The sequence below is a fragment of the Rhizobium sp. NFACC06-2 genome (assembly GCF_900101425.1).
GTDB lineage: Bacteria > Pseudomonadota > Alphaproteobacteria > Rhizobiales > Rhizobiaceae > Agrobacterium > Agrobacterium leguminum.
Window position 1 is genome coordinate 222234 of sequence record NZ_FMVA01000004.1, and the last position, 17522, is coordinate 239755.

Sequence of the window (17522 nt, forward strand, 5' to 3'; positions counted from 1 at the left end):
GTATGGATATTGAAAGCAATTCCAAGGAAAGCGAAAAGATGGTGGCGGAAATCAGCCCGCTCCTGAAATTCGTGCTCGAGCTTGGCCCGCTCATGGTGTTCTTCTTCGCCAATTCCCGCGGCGAATGGCTGGCCTCCACTTTCCCCGTGCTGACGGAATTCGGCGGACCGATCTTCATCGCCACCGGCCTGTTCATGATCGCAACGGCTCTGGCGCTTTCCGTCTCATGGGTGCTGACGCGCAAGCTGCCGATCATGCCGCTGATATCAGGCATCGTGGTCTTCGTGTTCGGCGCGCTGACGCTTTGGCTGCAGAACGACACCTTCATCAAGATGAAGCCGACCATCGTCAACACGCTGTTCGGTGTCATTCTGCTCGGCGGCCTGTTCTTCGGGCAATCGCTGCTCGGTTATGTCTTCAACTCGGCCTTCCGGCTGACGGATGAGGGCTGGCGCAAGCTGACGCTGCGCTGGGGCATATTCTTCCTCTTTCTTGCGGTGCTGAATGAGGTGGTGTGGCGCATGTTCACCACCGACACCTGGGTTGCCTTCAAGGTGTGGGGCACGATGCCGATCACCATCATCTTCACCATGGCGCAGATGCCGCTCGTCATGCGCCATTCACTGGAACCGCTCAACAAGGACGAAAAATGACAGTTGCAGAGATGTCGGCTTCCCGTTCGCGCTCGCTCAAATGGTTCGGCGTGGCCGCCGGGCTGCTTCTCCTGCAGATTGTCATCCTTTACGCCATGGGCCGCATTCCGATCTGCGAATGCGGTTATGTGAAGCTGTTCGAGCCGGGCGTGAACACGCCGGGCAATTCCCAGCATCTGGCCGACTGGTATACGCCCTCGCATATCATTCACGGCTTCCTGTTCTACTGGTTCGCCTGGCTGCTGTTCCGCAACAGGTCGCTTTCCATGCGGCTTTCGCTTGCGGTTCTGGTGGAAGCGGCATGGGAAATTCTTGAAAACTCGCCTCTCATCATCGATCGTTATCGGACTGCGACGATGGCGCTGGGTTATACCGGCGACAGCATCCTGAACTCGGCGATGGATACCGTTTTCATGGTGCTGGGTTTCCTGTTCGCCGCCCGTGTGCCGGTGTGGTTGACGGTGGTGATCGCCATCTTCTTCGAAATCTTCACCGGCTGGCTGATCCGTGACAACCTGACGCTCAACGTGGTCATGCTGCTCTGGCCCGTGGACGCGATCAAGGAATGGCAGAACGCGCTCCCGCAAATGTGAACGGGTTTTCCTGGCCGGCGGGCCGAAAGGCACGGAAGCCGCGCAATATATGCAGGTTTTCTTAATGGCATTGCGGTAGTGTCAGGCAAAGGCTCGTATCTCCCTCCGGCAGAACCCATTGCAAGACAACTTCGCCTATCTTCTCCCCTTCATCATGCTGACATTCGGCGTGGTGTTCCTGTTCCTGCAAAGGATCGGCCACGCTTCCGCCCGCTATTGGGGTATAGGATATCTTTCGGCGGCCTTCGGTTTTGCGACACCTCTGGTGCTTGGCGGCCTGCCCTTCGAAATACAGGCGATTGTTTCGAACCTGTTGTTCTTCTCCGCCTTCTTCCTCTATGGCCACGCTCTGCTCGTCCATTTCGGGCGGCCGCTTTATATCACGGCCAGGCTGTCGATCGTGGTTGCCGCGGTTTTGCTGGTCTCTTTCCATGTCTTCGCCACGCCGGATCTGAAACGCGAGCTCGTCATCGGCGATCTCGTCTGCGCCCTTTTGCTCGCGATTCCGGTCTGGCTCGTGCGAAAGCGCCCCGTCGCGCTTGCCGACAGGCTGATGGTGGTAATCGCCTGTCTTGTGGTACTGGAGACGCTGGTGCGCATCGGCATGCTGCTGGTGATGACGCCGAGCGGCTCGATGATCGAGCTCAGCGAATTCTTCGAATCCGACTATGCTTTCTACATGCAGCTTGCCGCCAGCATCTTCGGCTTCCTGCTGGCGCTCTCCGTGCTCGCGAGCCAGATTTCCGTCACCGTCGACCGGCATCTGCATGCGGCAGAGCATGATCCGCTAACGGACGTGCTGAACCGGCGCGGCTTCGACCGCCGAGTTCCCGATTTTCGCAACGATATCCCTCAGGGTGCGGTCATCGCCTGCGACATAGACCACTTCAAGCGTATCAACGATGTTTACGGTCATGCGGCTGGAGATATCGTTCTTATCGGTCTTTCCGATCTGCTCAGGCGCAATGCGCCAGAGGATGCGCTGGTGGCGCGCTTTGGCGGTGAGGAGTTTGTGGTCTTCCTGCCTGGCCAGACAGCTGCCGCAGCCGGTCAGCTAGCCAATGGCATGCGGACAGGTCTTTCGTCGCTCGATTGGCGCAACCGGGGTGTAACCAGCCAGATCACCGCGAGCTTCGGTGTCTCGGCCGTCGCGAGGGGAGATCACTCCATTCATGACGCCATCAAGCGGGCCGATGACGGTCTCTATGCCGCAAAACGCGGCGGTCGCGATCAGGTGGTGCTGGAAGGCATACGTCTGCCGGCTGAAGGCCCTTCGCTGAGGGTCGTTACCAAGGGGTGATGGCTTACCGAGCGCGTTATTTCCCGGCTGCGGCCGCAATGGCTGGCAGCAGATCGCGCTCGACGCTGCGGGCATCGAAGGGGCCGACCTTTTTATAAAGGATCGTGCCATCCGCGCCGACCAGATAACTCTCCGGAATGCCGTAGACGCCCCAATCTATCGCGGCCTTGCCGTTCGGATCGACGCCTATCGCAGCAAAGGGATTGCCGAGTTCGCCGAGGAAGCGCAGCGCATTATCCTGCTTGTCCTTGTAATTGATGCCGACGACGGTGATGCGGCTGTCTTTCGCCAATTCCTGAAGCAGCGGATGCTCCTGCCGGCAGGGAATGCACCAGGAGGCGAAGACGTTCACCAGAGTCAGCTTGCCCTTGATGGCGGCATCGGTCAGAGCTGGCAGGTTGGAGCCTTCCAGCGGCGGTAGAGACAGGGTGGGCGCCCTGGTGCCGATCAGCGCCGAGGGAATGGCGCTGATATCCAGCCCGTTCACGTCCTGATCGTAAAGCATCTTGCCGGCGACGAGGGCGAAACCGCCGAACAGCAGCAACGGCAGCAGTGCAAGCGCATAGCGTGCACGGCCTGTCGTTTTGGCCTTGGTGTCCCGGTCAGCCTGCGTCATTGCGCGTCACCTGCGGAACCGGCTCTCGCCCTGCGGCGCACGCCGGATGCCTCGAGTTCTTTCAACTCCCGTTTGCGTGCCTGACCGTCCACGACGACCCAGGCGATGAGACAGAGAACGACAAGGCCGGTCGCCGCATAGGACATGCCGATATAAAAGGCGTGCGTCATCACCTCAGCCCTCCCGGTTCGCCATACGCGCCGCGAGACGCCGTTGCGCGGCCACGCGCCGACGCCAGATTTCGTTGCGCATCGCGGCGATGTGCAGGGTGAAGAACAGCAGCGTGAACCCGACGGCCATGGTCAGCAGCGGCCAGAGGAATTCCGCATCGATGGCGGAGCCGCCCATGCGGATGACGCTTGCAGGCTGGTGCAGCGTGTTCCACCACTCGACCGAAAATTTGATGATGGGAATATTCACGAAACCGACGAGGATCAGCACGGCGCTGACGCGGGCGGCTCTGGAAGGATCGTCCATGGCGCGGTTGAGCGCGATCAGGCCCAGATACATCAGGAAAAGCACGAAGACGGAGGTCAGCCGCGCATCCCACACCCACCAGGTTCCCCACATGGGCTTGCCCCAGAGCGAGCCGGTGACGAGTGCAATCAGCGTGAAGGCCGCGCCGATGGGGGCGGCGGCCTTGTGGCTGACGTCCGCCAGCGGGTGACGCCAGACGAGGGTGCCTATGGCGGAGACCGCCATGACCGAATAACACATCATGGCGAGCCACGCGGACGGCACATGCACATACATGATGCGCACCGTGTAACCCTGCTGATAATCGCCTTCGGTGGTGAAGGACAGATAAAGACCGGCGGCCAGCACCAGCACCGTGAGCGCAGCGAGCCATGGCAGAATGCGCGCCGCCAGCGCCAGAAACCGGGTGGGATTGGCGAGATCACTGAATTTGGTGATGGTGAAGGTCTGCTCGTTCATGCCGTTTGTGTAACCCGAGAATGGCCGCCCCGCAATTGATCCCTGTCAATCGGGGATCGTCTGGCGTGGTTTCATCAATCCATAACATTGCGCAGCGCCAAAGCGGCAAAGAAAGGTCCGGTCACGGCTGAAAATAACGTGATCGCACACAGAATGAGAAATGGCGGCATGAAGGGCGCCGGGTCCTGCACCGCCACATACGACGCGCTGACGCCGAAGATCAGCACGGGAATGGCGAGCGGCAGCACGAGGATGGACACCAGAAGCCCTCCGCGTGGCAAAGCCACGGCAACCGCCGCCCCTACCGCGCCGATGAAGGTGATGGCGGGCGAGCCGACGAGAAGGGTCAGCATCACGGCGCCGATCGCCACTTCGTCCATGTTCATGAAGAGGCCAAGCAGCGGCGAGGCCAATACCAGCGGCAGGCCGGTTCCGACCCAATGCGCCAGGCATTTGATCAGGACCGTCAGCACCAGCGGGTTTTCCTGCATGAGAATGAGGTCCAGTGACCCGTCATCCCGCTCCGCCTGGAACAGCCGGTCCAGGCCGAGAAGGGCGGACAGAAGCGCGCCGATCCAGACGATGGCCGGGCCGATGCGGGCGAGCAGGTTGAGATCGGGGCCGACGCCGAAGGGAATGACGGCAACCACTGTCATGAAAAACAGCACGCCGATCAGCGCGCCGCCGCCGGCGCGTATGGAGAGTTTGATGTCGCGGAGGAGGAGGGGGGTCATTGGGTAGGCCTCTGCGGGTGTGGTTTACCCCCCTCTGCCCTGCCGGGCATCTCCCCCTCAAGGGGGGAGATCGGCAAGAGGCTCTTCCGCAGCTTTATTCTCAGGCGTAGAGATGGGCGAGACTTAGCCGCAGGTCGATCTCCCCCCTTGAGGGGGAGATGCCCGGCAGGGCAGAGGGGGGTAAAACCACAAGCTCCGCCGTTCATGCCCAAGCCTCCACACCCGCAAAACCCGTCATCTGCAATTCCTGCGCCTTCTCCAACCCCAGGGGCTGATGGGTAGCGGCCAGAACGATGCCACCTTTCCCGAGGTGGTTTTTCACGAGATCGGTAAACATCCCGTCCGCAGCCTTGTCGAGCGCCGCCGTCGGCTCATCGAGAATCCACACCGGTCGCCATGCAATCAAAAGTTTCGCCATGGCAAAACGCCGCTGCTGGCCGGCGGAGAGATAACCGAAGGGCAGGTGGGTAATGCCGGCGAGGCCGACGATCTCCGCCGCCTCGTCGATTGCCATGCCCGCACCGCCGGAAAAATCGCCGAGGAAGTCTTTCCAGAACCGAAGATTCTCCGAAACGGTCAGTTCCGTTTTCATCGCATTGCGATGGCCAAGATAATGGCAGGCCTCGGACGGGCGCATGTCAGCTTCGATTTCTTTGCCGGCTATCTTTATTCGTCCCTGTTCGGGCCGCAGCAGGCCGGCCACCGTGCGTAGCAGGGTGGATTTTCCTGAACCGTTGCGACCGGTCAGCACAAGAGCCTCACCGTCGCTTAACTTGAAGGAAATATTCATGAATATGAAATCTTCGCCGCGTCGCACGCCAAGATTTTCCGCCGTCAAATCCATGCTGCGGTTCCGATTACGATTTCGTCGTCTCGATCATAAAAAAATCGATTAGGTTCGTTGAATGGTCTGGCACGTTTTAGAGAAATTATCTATATGGGTGTCAACACGCCAGCGGCCGGCGTGAACATCATCTTGCGCCGGACTTGACGATTGCGAGGAGCAATTTTCACGTGCGGACAGCGGAAATGGTCGTACCCGCATCCTGATGTGCATGAGTGCATAGGTGTCCGCACGCACGTGTTGGCTATCAGAGTAAGCGGGGTTTTTATCCATGCCCAAATCACTCGACAGTTTCCAATGTCGTTCCGTTCTTACCGTTGATGGTAAGGACTATGTCTATTTCAGCCTTCCCAAGGCTGAAGCCAATGGCCTGAAGGGCGTTTCCAAGCTGCCCTATTCCATGAAGGTTCTCTTGGAAAACCTGCTGCGTTTCGAGGACGGCCAGTCCGTCACCAAGGAACACATTCTGGCGGTTTCCGAATGGCTGAACAACAAGGGCCTAACCGAAACCGAAATCGCCTATCGCCCCGCCCGCGTTCTGATGCAGGACTTTACCGGCGTTCCCGCCGTTGTCGACCTTGCCGCCATGCGTGACGGCATCAAGGCCCTTGGCGGCGATCCGGAAAAGATCAACCCGCTGGTTCCCGTCGATCTCGTCATCGACCACTCGGTCATCGTCGACGAATTCGGCACGCCGAGCGCCTTTGCCCGCAACGTCGAGCTGGAGTATGAGCGCAACGGCGAGCGTTACCGCTTCCTGAAGTGGGGCCAGCAGGCGTTCAAGAATTTCCGTGTGGTTCCGCCCGGCACCGGCATCTGTCACCAGGTCAACCTCGAATATCTCGGCCAGACCGTCTGGACGAAGGAAGAGGATGGCGAGACGATTGCTTATCCGGATACCTGCGTCGGCACCGATTCGCACACGACCATGATCAATGGTCTCGGCGTTCTCGGCTGGGGCGTTGGCGGTATCGAGGCTGAGGCGGCCATGCTTGGCCAGCCGGTCTCCATGCTTCTGCCCGAGGTTATCGGCTTCAAGCTGACCGGCAAGGTGAAGGAAGGTGTGACCGCGACCGACCTCGTGCTGACCGTGGTTCAGATGCTGCGCAAAAAGGGCGTTGTCTCCAAATTCGTCGAATTCTTCGGCCCCGGCCTCGATTCGATGTCTCTGGCCGACCGCGCCACCATCGGCAATATGGGCCCGGAATATGGCGCGACCTGCGGCTTCTTCCCGGTGGATAGCGAGACCATCAATTACCTGACCATGTCCGGCCGTGCCAAGGATCGCATCGCGCTCGTCGAAGCCTATTCGAAGGCGCAGGACATGTGGCGCACCGGCGACGGTTCCGACCTCGTCTTCACCGACACGCTGGAACTCGACCTTGGCGACGTCGTGCCGTCGATGGCGGGCCCCAAGCGTCCGGAAGGCCGCCTGCCGCTCGAAACCATCGCGCCGAATTTCGCGACGGCTCTTGAAAACGACTATAAGAAGCCCGGCCAGCTTTCGAGCCGTTATGCGGTCGAAGGTGAGGCTTTCGATCTCGGTCATGGCGATGTGGCGATTGCCGCCATCACCTCCTGCACAAACACTTCCAACCCCTCGGTTCTCATCGCTGCCGGCCTTCTCGCCCGCAACGCCGTCGCCAAGGGTCTGAAGTCCAAGCCGTGGGTGAAGACGTCGCTCGCGCCCGGATCGCAGGTCGTTGCCGAATATCTCGACAAGTCCGGTCTGCAGAAGGATCTCGACGCGATCGGCTTCAACCTCGTCGGCTTCGGCTGCACGACCTGCATCGGTAACTCCGGCCCGCTGCCGCCGGCGATCTCCAAGACGATCAACGACAAGGGCCTGATCACCGCCGGTGTTCTCTCGGGCAACCGCAACTTCGAGGGTCGTATTTCGCCGGATGTTCAGGCGAACTATCTGGCCTCGCCGCCGCTCGTCGTGGCCTATGCCCTTGCCGGCACGGTCCAGAAGGATCTGACGAAGGAGCCGATCGGCGACGACCAGAACGGCAATCCGGTCTACCTCAAGGATATCTGGCCGACCTCCAAGGAAATCCAGGAATTCATCCTGAAATACGTCACCCGCGAGCTTTACGAAACGAAGTATGCCGACGTGTTCAAGGGCGATGCGAACTGGCAGGCGGTTCAGGTTCCTCCGGGCCAGACGTATGCCTGGGACGACCAGTCGACCTATGTTCAGAACCCGCCCTATTTCGTCGGCATGGGCAAAAAGGGCTCGGGCCTCAAGAACATCAGGGGCGCGCGCGTCCTCGGTCTCTTCGGCGACAAGATCACCACCGACCATATTTCTCCGGCCGGTTCGATCAAGGCCGCTTCGCCTGCCGGTGCCTATCTGACGGAGCATGGCGTCGCCGTAGCTGACTTCAACCAGTACGGCACGCGTCGCGGCAACCATGAAGTGATGATGCGCGGCACCTTCGCCAATATCCGCATCCGCAACCACATGCTCGGCCCGAACGGCAAGGAAGGTGGCTACACCATCCATTATCCGTCCAAGGAAGAGATGTCGATCTATGACGCTGCCATGAAATACAAGGCGGAAGGCGTCCCGCTCGTCATCTTCGCCGGTGTCGAATATGGTAACGGCTCGTCCCGCGACTGGGCGGCGAAGGGCACCAACCTGCTCGGCGTCAAGGCTGTCATTGCGCAGTCTTTCGAACGTATCCACCGTTCGAACCTCGTCGGCATGGGCGTCGTTCCCTTTGTCTTCGAAGAAGGCACGACCTGGGCGAGCCTCGATCTTAAGGGTGATGAAATCGTCGAGATCGACGGTCTCGAAGGTGAAATCAGGCCGCGTGAAAAGAAGATCGCCAAGATCACCTATAGCGACGGTTCGGTGAAGGAAGTTCCGCTTCTTTGCCGCATCGATACGCTGGACGAAGTGATCTACATGAACAACGGCGGCATTTTGCAGACCGTTCTTCGCGATCTGGCCGCATAAAGCTTCAACAATCGAAGACGCCGGGAGAAATCCCGGCGTCTTTGCATTTCATGGTCTCTTTTTTTGTGATTGTCGCTCACCCCTTCGTGACTTTCTATTGAAGGGCAATAGACGTTATTTTCCGGTTTGCATCCCGGCAGGATTGATCGCATCAATTCGTCTGGATCTCTTCCGGACAAAGGTTTTTGTAATGCCGCTGAAATTCCCCCTGTCGATATGTCTTCTCGGCACGTTCCTCGTCACCTCCGCGCAGGCGCAGGAGGCCGTGAAGGGCGTCGTCGAATTGTTCACGTCGCAGGGATGCTCATCCTGCCCGCCGGCCGATGAAGCCCTGCGCAAGATGATCCAGAAGGGCGACGTCGTCGGTCTTTCCTACCATGTCGATTACTGGAACTATCTCGGCTGGACGGACTCGCTGGCGTCTAAGGAAAATACCGACCGGCAATATGGTTACATGCGCGCGCTCGGCCGTAACGGGGTCTATACGCCGCAGGCCATTCTGAACGGCCGCGACCACGTCAAGGGTGCCGATGTCCGTGGCATCTATGACAGGCTGGATGCGTTCAAGCGCGAAGGCAAGGGACTGAACGTGCCGGTCTCGTCGAAATTTGCCGGTGATGAGGTGGAGATCGATATCGGCGCGGGCAGCGGCAAGGCCGATGTCGTCGTCGCCTATTTCACGCGAGAGCAGACCGTGGATGTGCAAAAGGGCGAAAACCAGGGGAAAAAAATGTCCTACTGGCACAGCGTCTATGATGTGCAGACGGTCGGCATGTGGGATGGTTCGCCGATGACGGTGAAGCTTCCGGCGAGCGTGGTGGCCAAGGTGAAAAAGGGCGGCTGCGCCGTGCTGTTGCAGACGGCCAATGCCGGCGGCGATCCTGCGGCAATCGTCGGCGCAAGTATCCTGCTTGGAAATGAAAACCCCTGATCGCCTGTCGGGCGATGGAAGATCCGGTCCGGGCATTGGGGGCTGGGGGTAAAGGGTCAATGCACCGGACCGGGTCATCTTGGTGCCTAGGCATCAATTGACAATAGGACTATTCCACCCAATTCGGGCCATGGTTTGACCGAAATACGGCAGCCCATGTGAAAATGGCTGCCTAAATGGTTACCATTTTTAACCCCTGCCTTTGCCGTTGGCAGCGCTCGTCGGAGAATCGGCGGGCGCAATTCTGCGCTGCCGTCTTCCGGTTACTCTGCGCATCGAAGGCTTGTCGAACCCTTTCCCGGAATTCCCTGTCCTGTGCGCTATGCCGGTGCAAAGACTTGCAATTTCGCTCTCTCAGGCTCACACTGCATGGATGATTTGGGTGGAATCGGAGGTATTGGATGACCGATCAACCGGATGTGCAGCAGGTGCAGACCGCTTCACGTGACAATTCCACCGTTATCGATCTCCGCGAATATAAAAAGAACAAGGACCCTTTGCCGGTCACCTTTCACCGCCGCGAGCTGGATGCGATCCTGCGCATCTATGGCCGCATGGTGGGAGAGGGTGAATGGCGTGACTACGCCATCGATCACCTCAAGGAAAAGGCGGTATTTTCCGTCTTCAAGCGTTCAGGCGAAATGCCGCTTTTCAGGATCGAGAAAAACCCCAAGCTGGCTGCGAAACAGGGCGCCTACTGTGTGGTGAATACGGATGGCCGCATTCTCAAGCGAGGGCAGGAGTTGCCGCAGGTTCTGAAGGTCTTCGACAAGGTTTTGAAGCTCATCGAGTGAGGTTTCGCAAAAGCGGACTGCCCGCCTCTGGCGAATAAGTGTGAAGAATCTTCCCAAATAAAAAGGCGGCCGAAGGGCCGCCTTTCATAAGTCTCGCAATCGAACACTTAACCTTAGTCGTCGCGGTTTCCGAGGAACTGCAGGAGGAAGGTGAACAGGTTGATGAAGTCGAGGTAGAGCGTCAGTGCGCCCATGATGGCCTTACGGCCAGCGACGGCAACATCGTCAGCATCGAAATACATTTCCTTGATCTTCTGGGTGTCGTAGGCGGTCAGGCCTGCGAAGATCAGCACGCCAATCGCGGAAATCGCGAACTGCAGCGCGGAGGATGCAAGGAAGATGTTGACGATCGAAGCGATGATCAGACCGAACAGGCCCATGATCAAGAACGAACCCATGCCAGACAGGTCTTTCTTGGTCGTGTAACCGTAAAGCGAGAGCGCACCGAACGAGGCCGCGGTCACGAAGAAGGTCTGCACGATGCTCTGGCCGGTGTAGACCAGGAAGATCGAGGAGAGCGAAACACCCATCAGCGCGGCGTAAACCCAGAACGTCGTCTGCGCAGCGGAAACGCTCATGTTCTGGATGCGGAAGCTAAGGAAGAAGACCAGTGCCAGCGGAGCGAGCATCACGACCCAGCGCAGCGGCGACGCGAAAAGCAGCTGGGCAAAAGCCGGGTTCGAAGCAGCAAGCGTATAGGTGCCAAATGCCGCGACGCCGGTGATGACCAGAGCCAGCGCCATCAGGTTATAAACCTTCAGCATATAGGCGCGAAGACCTTCATCGATCATCGCACCAGACTGTGCACGCGTCTGCGCCATGCGATTCTGGTAGTTATTGAAGTCAGCCATTGTTTCCTCTTTTGAGCTCCGTGATTGCTACGGTGTCGGGATACCTCCCGGGCGCCGCTGCGGAGCTTCAGCAAGCCTGATCAAGAATATGATGGCAGAACGTGTTCTATACAAGGCCTTTTCCCGTCGAAAAGACACCATATGCGCGAAAAGCGCTCACGTTTTGGCGATCATTACAAAGAATTAATCGTTAAAGTTAAGCGGTGCACAACCGACGATCATTCACCCGCCTGCCGGAGAACCGGGGCTGCCTTCTGCCCGAGAATCCGCCATGTGCCGACGAGGCCGATGCCCACCGTCATGACGAGGGCGACGGCGAGCGTTCCGATCGCCACATCCGGCAGGAAGCTGGAGGGCAGCTTCATGATGCGGGCGATCACGAACCATGCGGAGACGCCGCCGGCGAAAAGTGCGAAGACGGCGGTGGCGAGGCCGAGCATCATATATTCGTAGGAGAAGGCGCGGATGAGCAGGTTTCGTGTGCCGCCCAGCGTTTTCAGGATGACCGCGTCATGGGTGCGGGCGCGGTTTCCGGCGGCAAGAGCGCCGGCGAGAACCAGGACGGAGGCGATGAGGGCGACGGCTGCGGCGGCGCGAATCGCGGTGGCAAGCTGGCCGACAAGCCGGTTGACGACGTCGAGCGCATCCTTTACGCGCACGCTGGTGATCGTCGGAAAGGCGTTGGTGACAGCGCGCAATATGCGGCCTTCGTCGGCGGCGGTTGCGGAGGGGTCGGCGAGTGTCGCCAGCCACGCATGCGGTGCGCCGCGGAAGGTGTTTGGCGAAAACACCATGACGAAATTGATTGAGAGGGATTCCCATTCGACATTGCGCAGATTGGCGATCCTTGCCGTTATGCTGCGGCCGAGCACGTTGACGGTCACCGTGTCGCCAATCTTGAGACCCAGTTCCCCGGCTTCCTCGGCCGCGAAGGAGACCAGCGGCTCGCCGCTATAGTCCGGTCCCCACCAGCTTCCTTCTGTGAGAGTCGCGTTTTCGGGAATATCCTGCGAATAGGTGATACCCCGGTCGCCGCGCAGCACCCAGCGTCCGGCCGGAGGCACCTCCATTTTCGTGACGTCCTCGCCGTTGAGCGCCAGGATGCGGCCGCGCAGCATCGGCACTTCGGTCAGCGCGCCTTCCGGCGCTTCCCGCTTCAGAAGATCGCGGAAGCCCTGAAGTTCGCTGCCCTGAATATCCACGAAGAAGAAATTCGGTGCGCGGTCCGGCAGGCTGTCCGTCAGTTCGCGGCGCAGATTGCCGTCTATCAGCGTGAGCGTCACGAGCAGGGTCAGGCCGAGGCCGAGCGAAAGGACGACAGACGGGGTGAGCGCACCCGGCCGGTGAATATTGCCGATCGCCAGCCTGAGCGCAGCCGAATGAACGCGCGGACTACGCTTGGCGATGGCTTTCACGCCGGAGGCAACGAGCCTTAGCACCACGAAGGCAAAAGCGATGGCCGCCAGGAAGACCGAGGCGATGAAGCGGTCTTCCGCCGAAAGGATGGCCAGCGCGGCGAGCGCTGCCAGCAGCAGGCCGGTTGCGGCCAGATAGGGCCAGGATGGCCAGGTGCCCTCCTCGAAACCCTGTTCGCGGAAAAGTGCGGTTGCCGGCACTTCGCGCGCTTGGCCAAGCGGCACGATGGCGAAAGCGAGCGTCGTCAGGAGGCCGAACAGGGCGGCGAGGCCGAGCGCGCCGGGATAAAAGGCAAGCTCTTCCGGCACGGGCAATAAGCCTTCCAGAAACCGCATGGCGATAAGCGGCGCGACGGCGCCGACGACAAGGCCGATGACAATGCCGACGGCGGCAATGAAGGCAATCTGGAAAAGATAGGTCATGGTGACCACCGAGGCCGGCGCCCCTAAGCATTTCAACGAGGCGATGGTGGTGCGCTTGGAATCCAGAAACGCGCGAACGGCATTGGCAACGCCGACACCGCCGACGATGAGAGCGGTGAGGCCTACCAGTGTCAGGAATTGCGAGAAGCGATTGACGTTTTCGGTGAGCGATGGGGCCGCCCGGTCACTGGTGCGGATGGACCAGCCGGCATCGGGAAAGGCCTTGTTGGCCGCATCGGTCATCGTTGACCGTGCCGAAGGATCGTTCAGCCTGATCTTGTAGGCATGCTCGACCAGACTGCCGTTCTGAACGAGACCCGAGGCGAAAAGGGCGTCGCGGCTGACCATCAGTCGTGGAGCAAAACCGAAACCGTCGGAGAGAGCATCCGGCTCGTCGACCACGGTGCCGGTCAGTTTCAGCTTCACATTGCCGAGCAGGATTTCATCGCCGACCTTGATCCCGAGCCGTTCCAGCAGAAGCGGCGCGGCAATGGCGCCGTAGGTGTCGCCGTTCCCGGCCAGAAGCTCATTCAGCGGTCGGTTCGGCTCGGCAACGAAGGTGTCATAGAGCGGGTAAGCGCCATCGATAGCCTTCACTTCCGTCAGGGTCTGTTCGGACCCGTCGGCGAGGCGCGCCATGGAGCGCAGCCCGGTGGAAACCGCGACGGTGCCGAGGCTGTCGAGATAGGCCCGCTCTTCCTGTGTCGCTTCCCTGTTGCGCAGTTCGAAACGCACATCGCCCGCCAATATGGACTGACCTTCCGTGGCGATGGCGCTGGTCACCGCGCGCGAGACGGAATTGACGGCGGCGATGGCGCCGGTTCCAAGCGCGATGCAGGCGAGGAAAATGTAAAAGCCGCGTAACCCGCCGCGAATTTCGCGCCGGGCGAGCCTTGCGGCGTTTCTGATATTGGCAAGAGACGGGATAATGGATCCGGTCATGCCGACACCGCCCGCGCCATATGGGAGGTGGCGCTGTCGCCCTCTATCTCGCCGGAGCGCACCTTGATCTGGCGTGAGCACCGGGCGGCAAGCGACGGATCGTGGGTGACGAGGATCATCGTCATGCCGCGTTCGGCCTGTTTGGCAAAGAGAAGATCGGCGATCTGCCTGCCGGTATCGGTATCGAGATTGCCGGTCGGTTCGTCAGCAATCAGCACGGCCGGTGAGGGGGCAAGCGCGCGGGCGATGGCGACACGCTGCTGTTCGCCGCCGGAGAGCTGGCCGGGATAATGATTGAGACGTTCGCCGAGACCGACGGCGACGAGCTCGCGTCTGGCGATCTCGAAGGGGTTGGGTGTGTTTGCCAGTTCGAGTGGGACCGCAACGTTTTCCAGCGCCGTCATATTGGCGATAAGATGGAAGGACTGGAAAACAATGCCGATGTTGCGGCCACGAAAATCCGCCAGCGCGTCCTCGCCGAGCTTGTGCAGTTCCGTATCCGCGATGACGATTTCACCGCTATCGAGCCTCTCGAGACCGGCAAGCACCATCAGAAGCGTCGATTTTCCCGATCCGGAGGGGCCGACGATACCAACCGCCTCGCTCTCTCCGATTGAAAGATCGATGTTCTTGAGAACGTGAACGGAGGCGGCGGCATTGCCGAGCGTGAGGTCGGCTTTCTTCAGCTCTATGATGCTTTTCGTCACAATTCTCGTTCCTATATAGGGTGATGAAAACGGTCTGGCGGTCGATGCGGTCGGTATTTCAGACAATGGGAACCAAGTTAGGAAAGCCGTGATGAGATTTAAAGCTGCCCTGTTTCACTTCATCGTCATTTTTGCCGCCGCCTTTTCCGCAACTGTTGTCATGGCTCAGGAGCGGACATTGCAGCTGGTCGGACTCGGCGACAGCCTGATGGCCGGCTATCAGCTTCCCCCCACCGACAGCTACACCGCACAGCTTGAGGCTGCATTAAAGGGCAAGGGCGTCAATGTCGCCATCGCCAATGCCGGTGTGTCCGGCGATACCTCTTCCGGCGGTCTGGCGCGGGCGGACTGGTCGGTTCCCGACGGTACGGACGGGGTCATCCTGGAACTCGGCGCCAATGATGCGCTGCGCGGAATCCCCCCCGAACAGACCGAAAAGAACCTCGACACCATCATTTCCGGTTTTCAGAAGCGCAACATAGCCGTGTTGCTGGTCGGCATTATGGCGCCGCCGAACATGGGCGATGATTATGCCAGCCGCTTCAATCCGATCTTTCCGAAGCTCGCCGAAAAATACAACCTGCCGCTTTATCCCTTCTTTCTGGATGGCGTGGTGACGGATGATGCGCTGAAGCTGGACGACAAGATGCACCCCAATACGAAGGGTGTGGCGATGATGGTCGAAAAATCTTTGCCGGCTGTTGAAAGCTTCATCACGACAATCGGTGCGCAAAAAAAATAAGCACTTGCGCCCGCCTGCATTGCGTGATTCGCTATGCTTGTTCTGCCAAGAGATTCGGGGAGCTCGCCATGCCGAGACTGTTTACCGCCCTCGAAATTCCGCGCAATGCGGCTATGAGCCTCTCATTGTTGCGCGGTGGTCTGCCGGGAGCCCGGTGGATCGATGTGGAGAATTATCACATAACCCTGCGTTTTATCGGTGACATCGACGGGCGGACCGCCGATGAGGTCGTGGACAGGCTGGACCGGATCGAAAGGCCGGAATTCCAGCTCAGCCTCACCGGTATGGGGTCCTTCGGTTCCAAGAAACCGCATTCCATCTGGGCCGGGGTTTCTCCCTCGCCGGAAATGCATGCGCTTCAGGCGGAAATCGAGCGGATCTGCCAGAGGATCGGTCTCCCGCCCGATCCGCGCAAGTTCATGCCGCATGTCACGCTGGCGCGGTTGCGCTCCTCCCGCGTGGACGATGTGGTGCAGTATCTTTCCGGACGCGGCAACTTCCGCACCTCGCCCTTCACGGTTGGCCGTTTCGTGCTGATGTCGTCGAAGGAATCGGTGGGCGGCGGACCCTATATCGTTGAAGAGGCGTTTCCGCTTCATGAGGCGCGGTCCAGCTCCATTTTTTCGAGCAACGATCTGCATCCTGCCAAGAGCATGTTGTAGACCTTGAGGAACCCGTCCTCGGCCCCGTAATAGGGATCGGGGACGTTCTCGCGGCGGCCAGTGGCATAGTCCATGAAGAGATGGATCTTGTGCCGCTGTCTTTCCGGGCTCGATTGCAGCAGGTTCGCCAGATTGTTTTCGTCCATGGCGAGTATCAGGTCGAAGGTCTCGAAATCCGCAGGGGTGACCTGTCTCGCCCGCTGCCTGGAAATATCGACGCCATGCCGTCGCGCCATGGCGATGGATCGCGGATCGGGTGCGTCACCCGCGTGCCAGCTGCCGGTGCCGGCGGAATCGACGGTAAGCCGATCAGATATAGCCGCGCCGTCGGCAAGGTGTCTCAAAACCCCTTCGGCCAGCGGTGAACGGCAGATATTGCCCATGCAGACAAAAAGAATAGCTGTATGTTTCATGGAATATGCGTCGATCCGGTCGTTGAAACGTTAATGGGTCTCAAGCGGAGGCAAGTTCATGAAATATCCCAGACTCGAGCCGGACGCCATCCGGCAGGCCCTGTTGAAACTAGAGGGCTGGTCCCTGCGCGAGGACGGGGCGGCGATCGTCCGTTCTTTCAAGTTCTCCAGCTTTGCGGAAGCCTTCGGTTTCATGGCCGAATCTGCACTTGTCGCGGAAAGGCTCAATCACCATCCCGAATGGTCCAATGTCTATTCGCGGGTCAAGGTCTGCCTTACCACCCATGATTCTCAGGGTGTGACGGAGCGGGATTTTCTTCTAGCCGAGGCCATGCAGAAGGCGGCTGCGGGCCGAAGCAATTGAACGGCGGACCTTAAATCCCATATAATAGCCGTGACCGGAGGACCGTCGATCATGGATGATGTGAAAATCGGTGAAATTCTTCTGCCGGGTGAAACCGACAGGCAGCAGGAGCGTGAGACTGTGGTGCGGGCAAAATTCTGGCCCAAGCTGAAGCGTGTGATGTCGAAGGTGCCTTTCGCACGCGATGCCGCGGCTGCCTATTATTGCGCGATCGATCGCGATACGCCGCTGCGCGCCAAGGGTATCATTCTGGCGGCGCTCGCCTATTTCATCATGCCGATGGATGCCGTGCCGGATGTGCTGGCCGTTATCGGATTCACCGACGATATTGCCGTCATCACGGCAGCGCTCGCCATGATCCGCGCCCATATCAAGATGGAGCATTACGAGGCGGCTGACGCTATGCTGAAACGGCAGCAGGAAGCCGGGTAACGCCTCTGTGATCTGCCTGTTCGGGTGAGCCCGACGGGCGACAAATTCTTGCCTGAATTTATGTGTCATACACACGGAGGAAGGGTGTTTCGCGCCCTTCTCCTCAGGGCGTCGGGAGTCGCCAATCTGTAACACCGCAAGACGTTTCCGGCATTTTATGCGTGTTGTTGACGGTTTGGTAACCGCTTCCCGACCACAATGAGAA

General features: G+C 59.5%; 19 protein-coding genes. 10 read left to right on the forward strand and 9 right to left on the reverse strand.

All coding sequences use genetic code 11. The annotated features are described in order from the left end of the window. Positions 1-2 precede the first annotated feature (2 nt). The 3 genes from F3H58_RS09865 to F3H58_RS09875 all read left to right on the forward strand — a co-directional run bounded on the left by F3H58_RS09865 (position 3) and on the right by F3H58_RS09875 (position 2546). A complete protein-coding gene (locus tag F3H58_RS09865; protein WP_065656922.1) occupies positions 3-653 on the forward strand; it encodes a septation protein A in 651 nt (216 codons plus the stop codon). Continuing rightward, complete coding sequence (locus F3H58_RS09870; protein WP_149742060.1) at positions 650-1246, forward strand: DUF2585 domain-containing protein; 597 nt, start codon at positions 650-652, stop codon at positions 1244-1246. Before F3H58_RS09865 ends, F3H58_RS09870 begins: the two co-directional genes overlap by 4 nt. A 118-nt stretch (positions 1247-1364) precedes the next feature. Continuing rightward, positions 1365-2546: a GGDEF domain-containing protein gene (locus F3H58_RS09875; RefSeq protein WP_188128853.1), complete on the forward strand. Its 1182-nt coding sequence runs from the start codon at positions 1365-1367 to the stop codon at positions 2544-2546. A gap of 16 nt (positions 2547-2562) precedes the next feature. Here the strand turns inward: F3H58_RS09875 and F3H58_RS09880 are convergent, their stop codons facing one another. The 5 genes from F3H58_RS09880 to ccmA form a co-directional block, all read right to left on the reverse strand. Beyond that, entirely contained in the window at positions 2563-3162 is a 600-nt protein-coding gene (locus F3H58_RS09880) for a DsbE family thiol:disulfide interchange protein (RefSeq protein ID WP_121490288.1), read from the reverse strand. Continuing rightward, the gene (ccmD, locus tag F3H58_RS09885; RefSeq protein ID WP_060725377.1) at positions 3159-3332 is read right to left on the reverse strand and encodes a heme exporter protein CcmD; all 174 of its coding nucleotides are present in this window, start codon (positions 3330-3332) and stop codon (positions 3159-3161) included. The genes F3H58_RS09880 and ccmD overlap by 4 nt, the downstream gene beginning before the upstream one ends. Before the next feature lie 4 nt (positions 3333-3336). Next, positions 3337-4098 (reverse strand): heme ABC transporter permease, encoded by a 762-nt coding sequence (locus F3H58_RS09890; RefSeq protein ID WP_149742061.1) that lies wholly within the window; start codon positions 4096-4098, stop codon positions 3337-3339. A 74-nt stretch (positions 4099-4172) separates the two neighbouring features. Further along, positions 4173-4832, reverse strand: coding sequence for a heme exporter protein CcmB (gene ccmB / locus F3H58_RS09895; RefSeq protein WP_149742062.1), 660 nt, complete (start codon positions 4830-4832; stop codon positions 4173-4175). Positions 4833-5034: 202 nt separating this feature from the next. After that, complete coding sequence (ccmA, locus tag F3H58_RS09905) at positions 5035-5676, reverse strand: heme ABC exporter ATP-binding protein CcmA (protein WP_149742064.1); 642 nt, start codon at positions 5674-5676, stop codon at positions 5035-5037. Between the two features lie 271 nt (positions 5677-5947). Here ccmA and acnA point away from each other — a divergent pair, with 271 nt between their 5' ends. The 3 genes from acnA to F3H58_RS09920 all read left to right on the forward strand — a co-directional run bounded on the left by acnA (position 5948) and on the right by F3H58_RS09920 (position 10366). Next, on the forward strand, positions 5948-8641 hold the full coding sequence (gene acnA / locus F3H58_RS09910; protein ID WP_149742065.1) for an aconitate hydratase AcnA: 2694 nt from the start codon (positions 5948-5950) through the stop codon (positions 8639-8641). A gap of 190 nt (positions 8642-8831) precedes the next feature. Further along, on the forward strand, positions 8832-9572 hold the full coding sequence (locus F3H58_RS09915; RefSeq protein ID WP_003523168.1) for a DUF1223 domain-containing protein: 741 nt from the start codon (positions 8832-8834) through the stop codon (positions 9570-9572). A 401-nt stretch (positions 9573-9973) separates the two neighbouring features. Next, positions 9974-10366: a DUF2794 domain-containing protein gene (locus F3H58_RS09920; protein ID WP_149742066.1), complete on the forward strand. Its 393-nt coding sequence runs from the start codon at positions 9974-9976 to the stop codon at positions 10364-10366. 113 nt (positions 10367-10479) lie between these two features. Here the strand turns inward: F3H58_RS09920 and F3H58_RS09925 are convergent, their stop codons facing one another. The 3 genes from F3H58_RS09925 to F3H58_RS09935 all read right to left on the reverse strand — a co-directional run bounded on the left by F3H58_RS09925 (position 10480) and on the right by F3H58_RS09935 (position 14704). Beyond that, positions 10480-11217: a Bax inhibitor-1/YccA family protein gene (locus F3H58_RS09925; protein WP_065656928.1), complete on the reverse strand. Its 738-nt coding sequence runs from the start codon at positions 11215-11217 to the stop codon at positions 10480-10482. 218 nt (positions 11218-11435) lie between these two features. After that, complete coding sequence (locus tag F3H58_RS09930) at positions 11436-13997, reverse strand: ABC transporter permease (protein WP_149742067.1); 2562 nt, start codon at positions 13995-13997, stop codon at positions 11436-11438. Then, on the reverse strand, positions 13994-14704 hold the full coding sequence (locus F3H58_RS09935; protein ID WP_149742068.1) for an ABC transporter ATP-binding protein: 711 nt from the start codon (positions 14702-14704) through the stop codon (positions 13994-13996). Before F3H58_RS09935 ends, F3H58_RS09930 begins: the two co-directional genes overlap by 4 nt. A 91-nt stretch (positions 14705-14795) precedes the next feature. On the opposite strand from F3H58_RS09935, the gene F3H58_RS09940 reads away from it, so the two are divergent. Both F3H58_RS09940 and thpR read left to right on the forward strand, forming a co-directional pair. Beyond that, positions 14796-15446 carry an arylesterase gene (locus F3H58_RS09940; RefSeq protein ID WP_149742069.1) on the forward strand — a complete coding sequence of 217 codons (651 nt, stop codon included), beginning with the start codon at positions 14796-14798 and terminating at the stop codon, positions 15444-15446. 68 nt (positions 15447-15514) lie between these two features. Then, positions 15515-16108: an RNA 2',3'-cyclic phosphodiesterase gene (gene thpR / locus F3H58_RS09945; RefSeq protein ID WP_003523177.1), complete on the forward strand. Its 594-nt coding sequence runs from the start codon at positions 15515-15517 to the stop codon at positions 16106-16108. Here thpR and F3H58_RS09950 read toward each other — a convergent pair. Beyond that, positions 16042-16521 (reverse strand): low molecular weight protein-tyrosine-phosphatase, encoded by a 480-nt coding sequence (locus F3H58_RS09950; RefSeq protein ID WP_149742070.1) that lies wholly within the window; start codon positions 16519-16521, stop codon positions 16042-16044. The two genes, thpR and F3H58_RS09950, sit on opposite strands and share 67 nt — an antisense overlap. A 58-nt stretch (positions 16522-16579) precedes the next feature. Between F3H58_RS09950 and F3H58_RS09955 the strand changes: the two genes are divergently transcribed. After that, positions 16580-16885, forward strand: coding sequence for a 4a-hydroxytetrahydrobiopterin dehydratase (locus tag F3H58_RS09955; protein WP_149742071.1), 306 nt, complete (start codon positions 16580-16582; stop codon positions 16883-16885). A gap of 51 nt (positions 16886-16936) precedes the next feature. Further along, positions 16937-17317 carry a YkvA family protein gene (locus F3H58_RS09960; protein WP_003523181.1) on the forward strand — a complete coding sequence of 127 codons (381 nt, stop codon included), beginning with the start codon at positions 16937-16939 and terminating at the stop codon, positions 17315-17317. Positions 17318-17522: the final 205 nt, after the last annotated feature.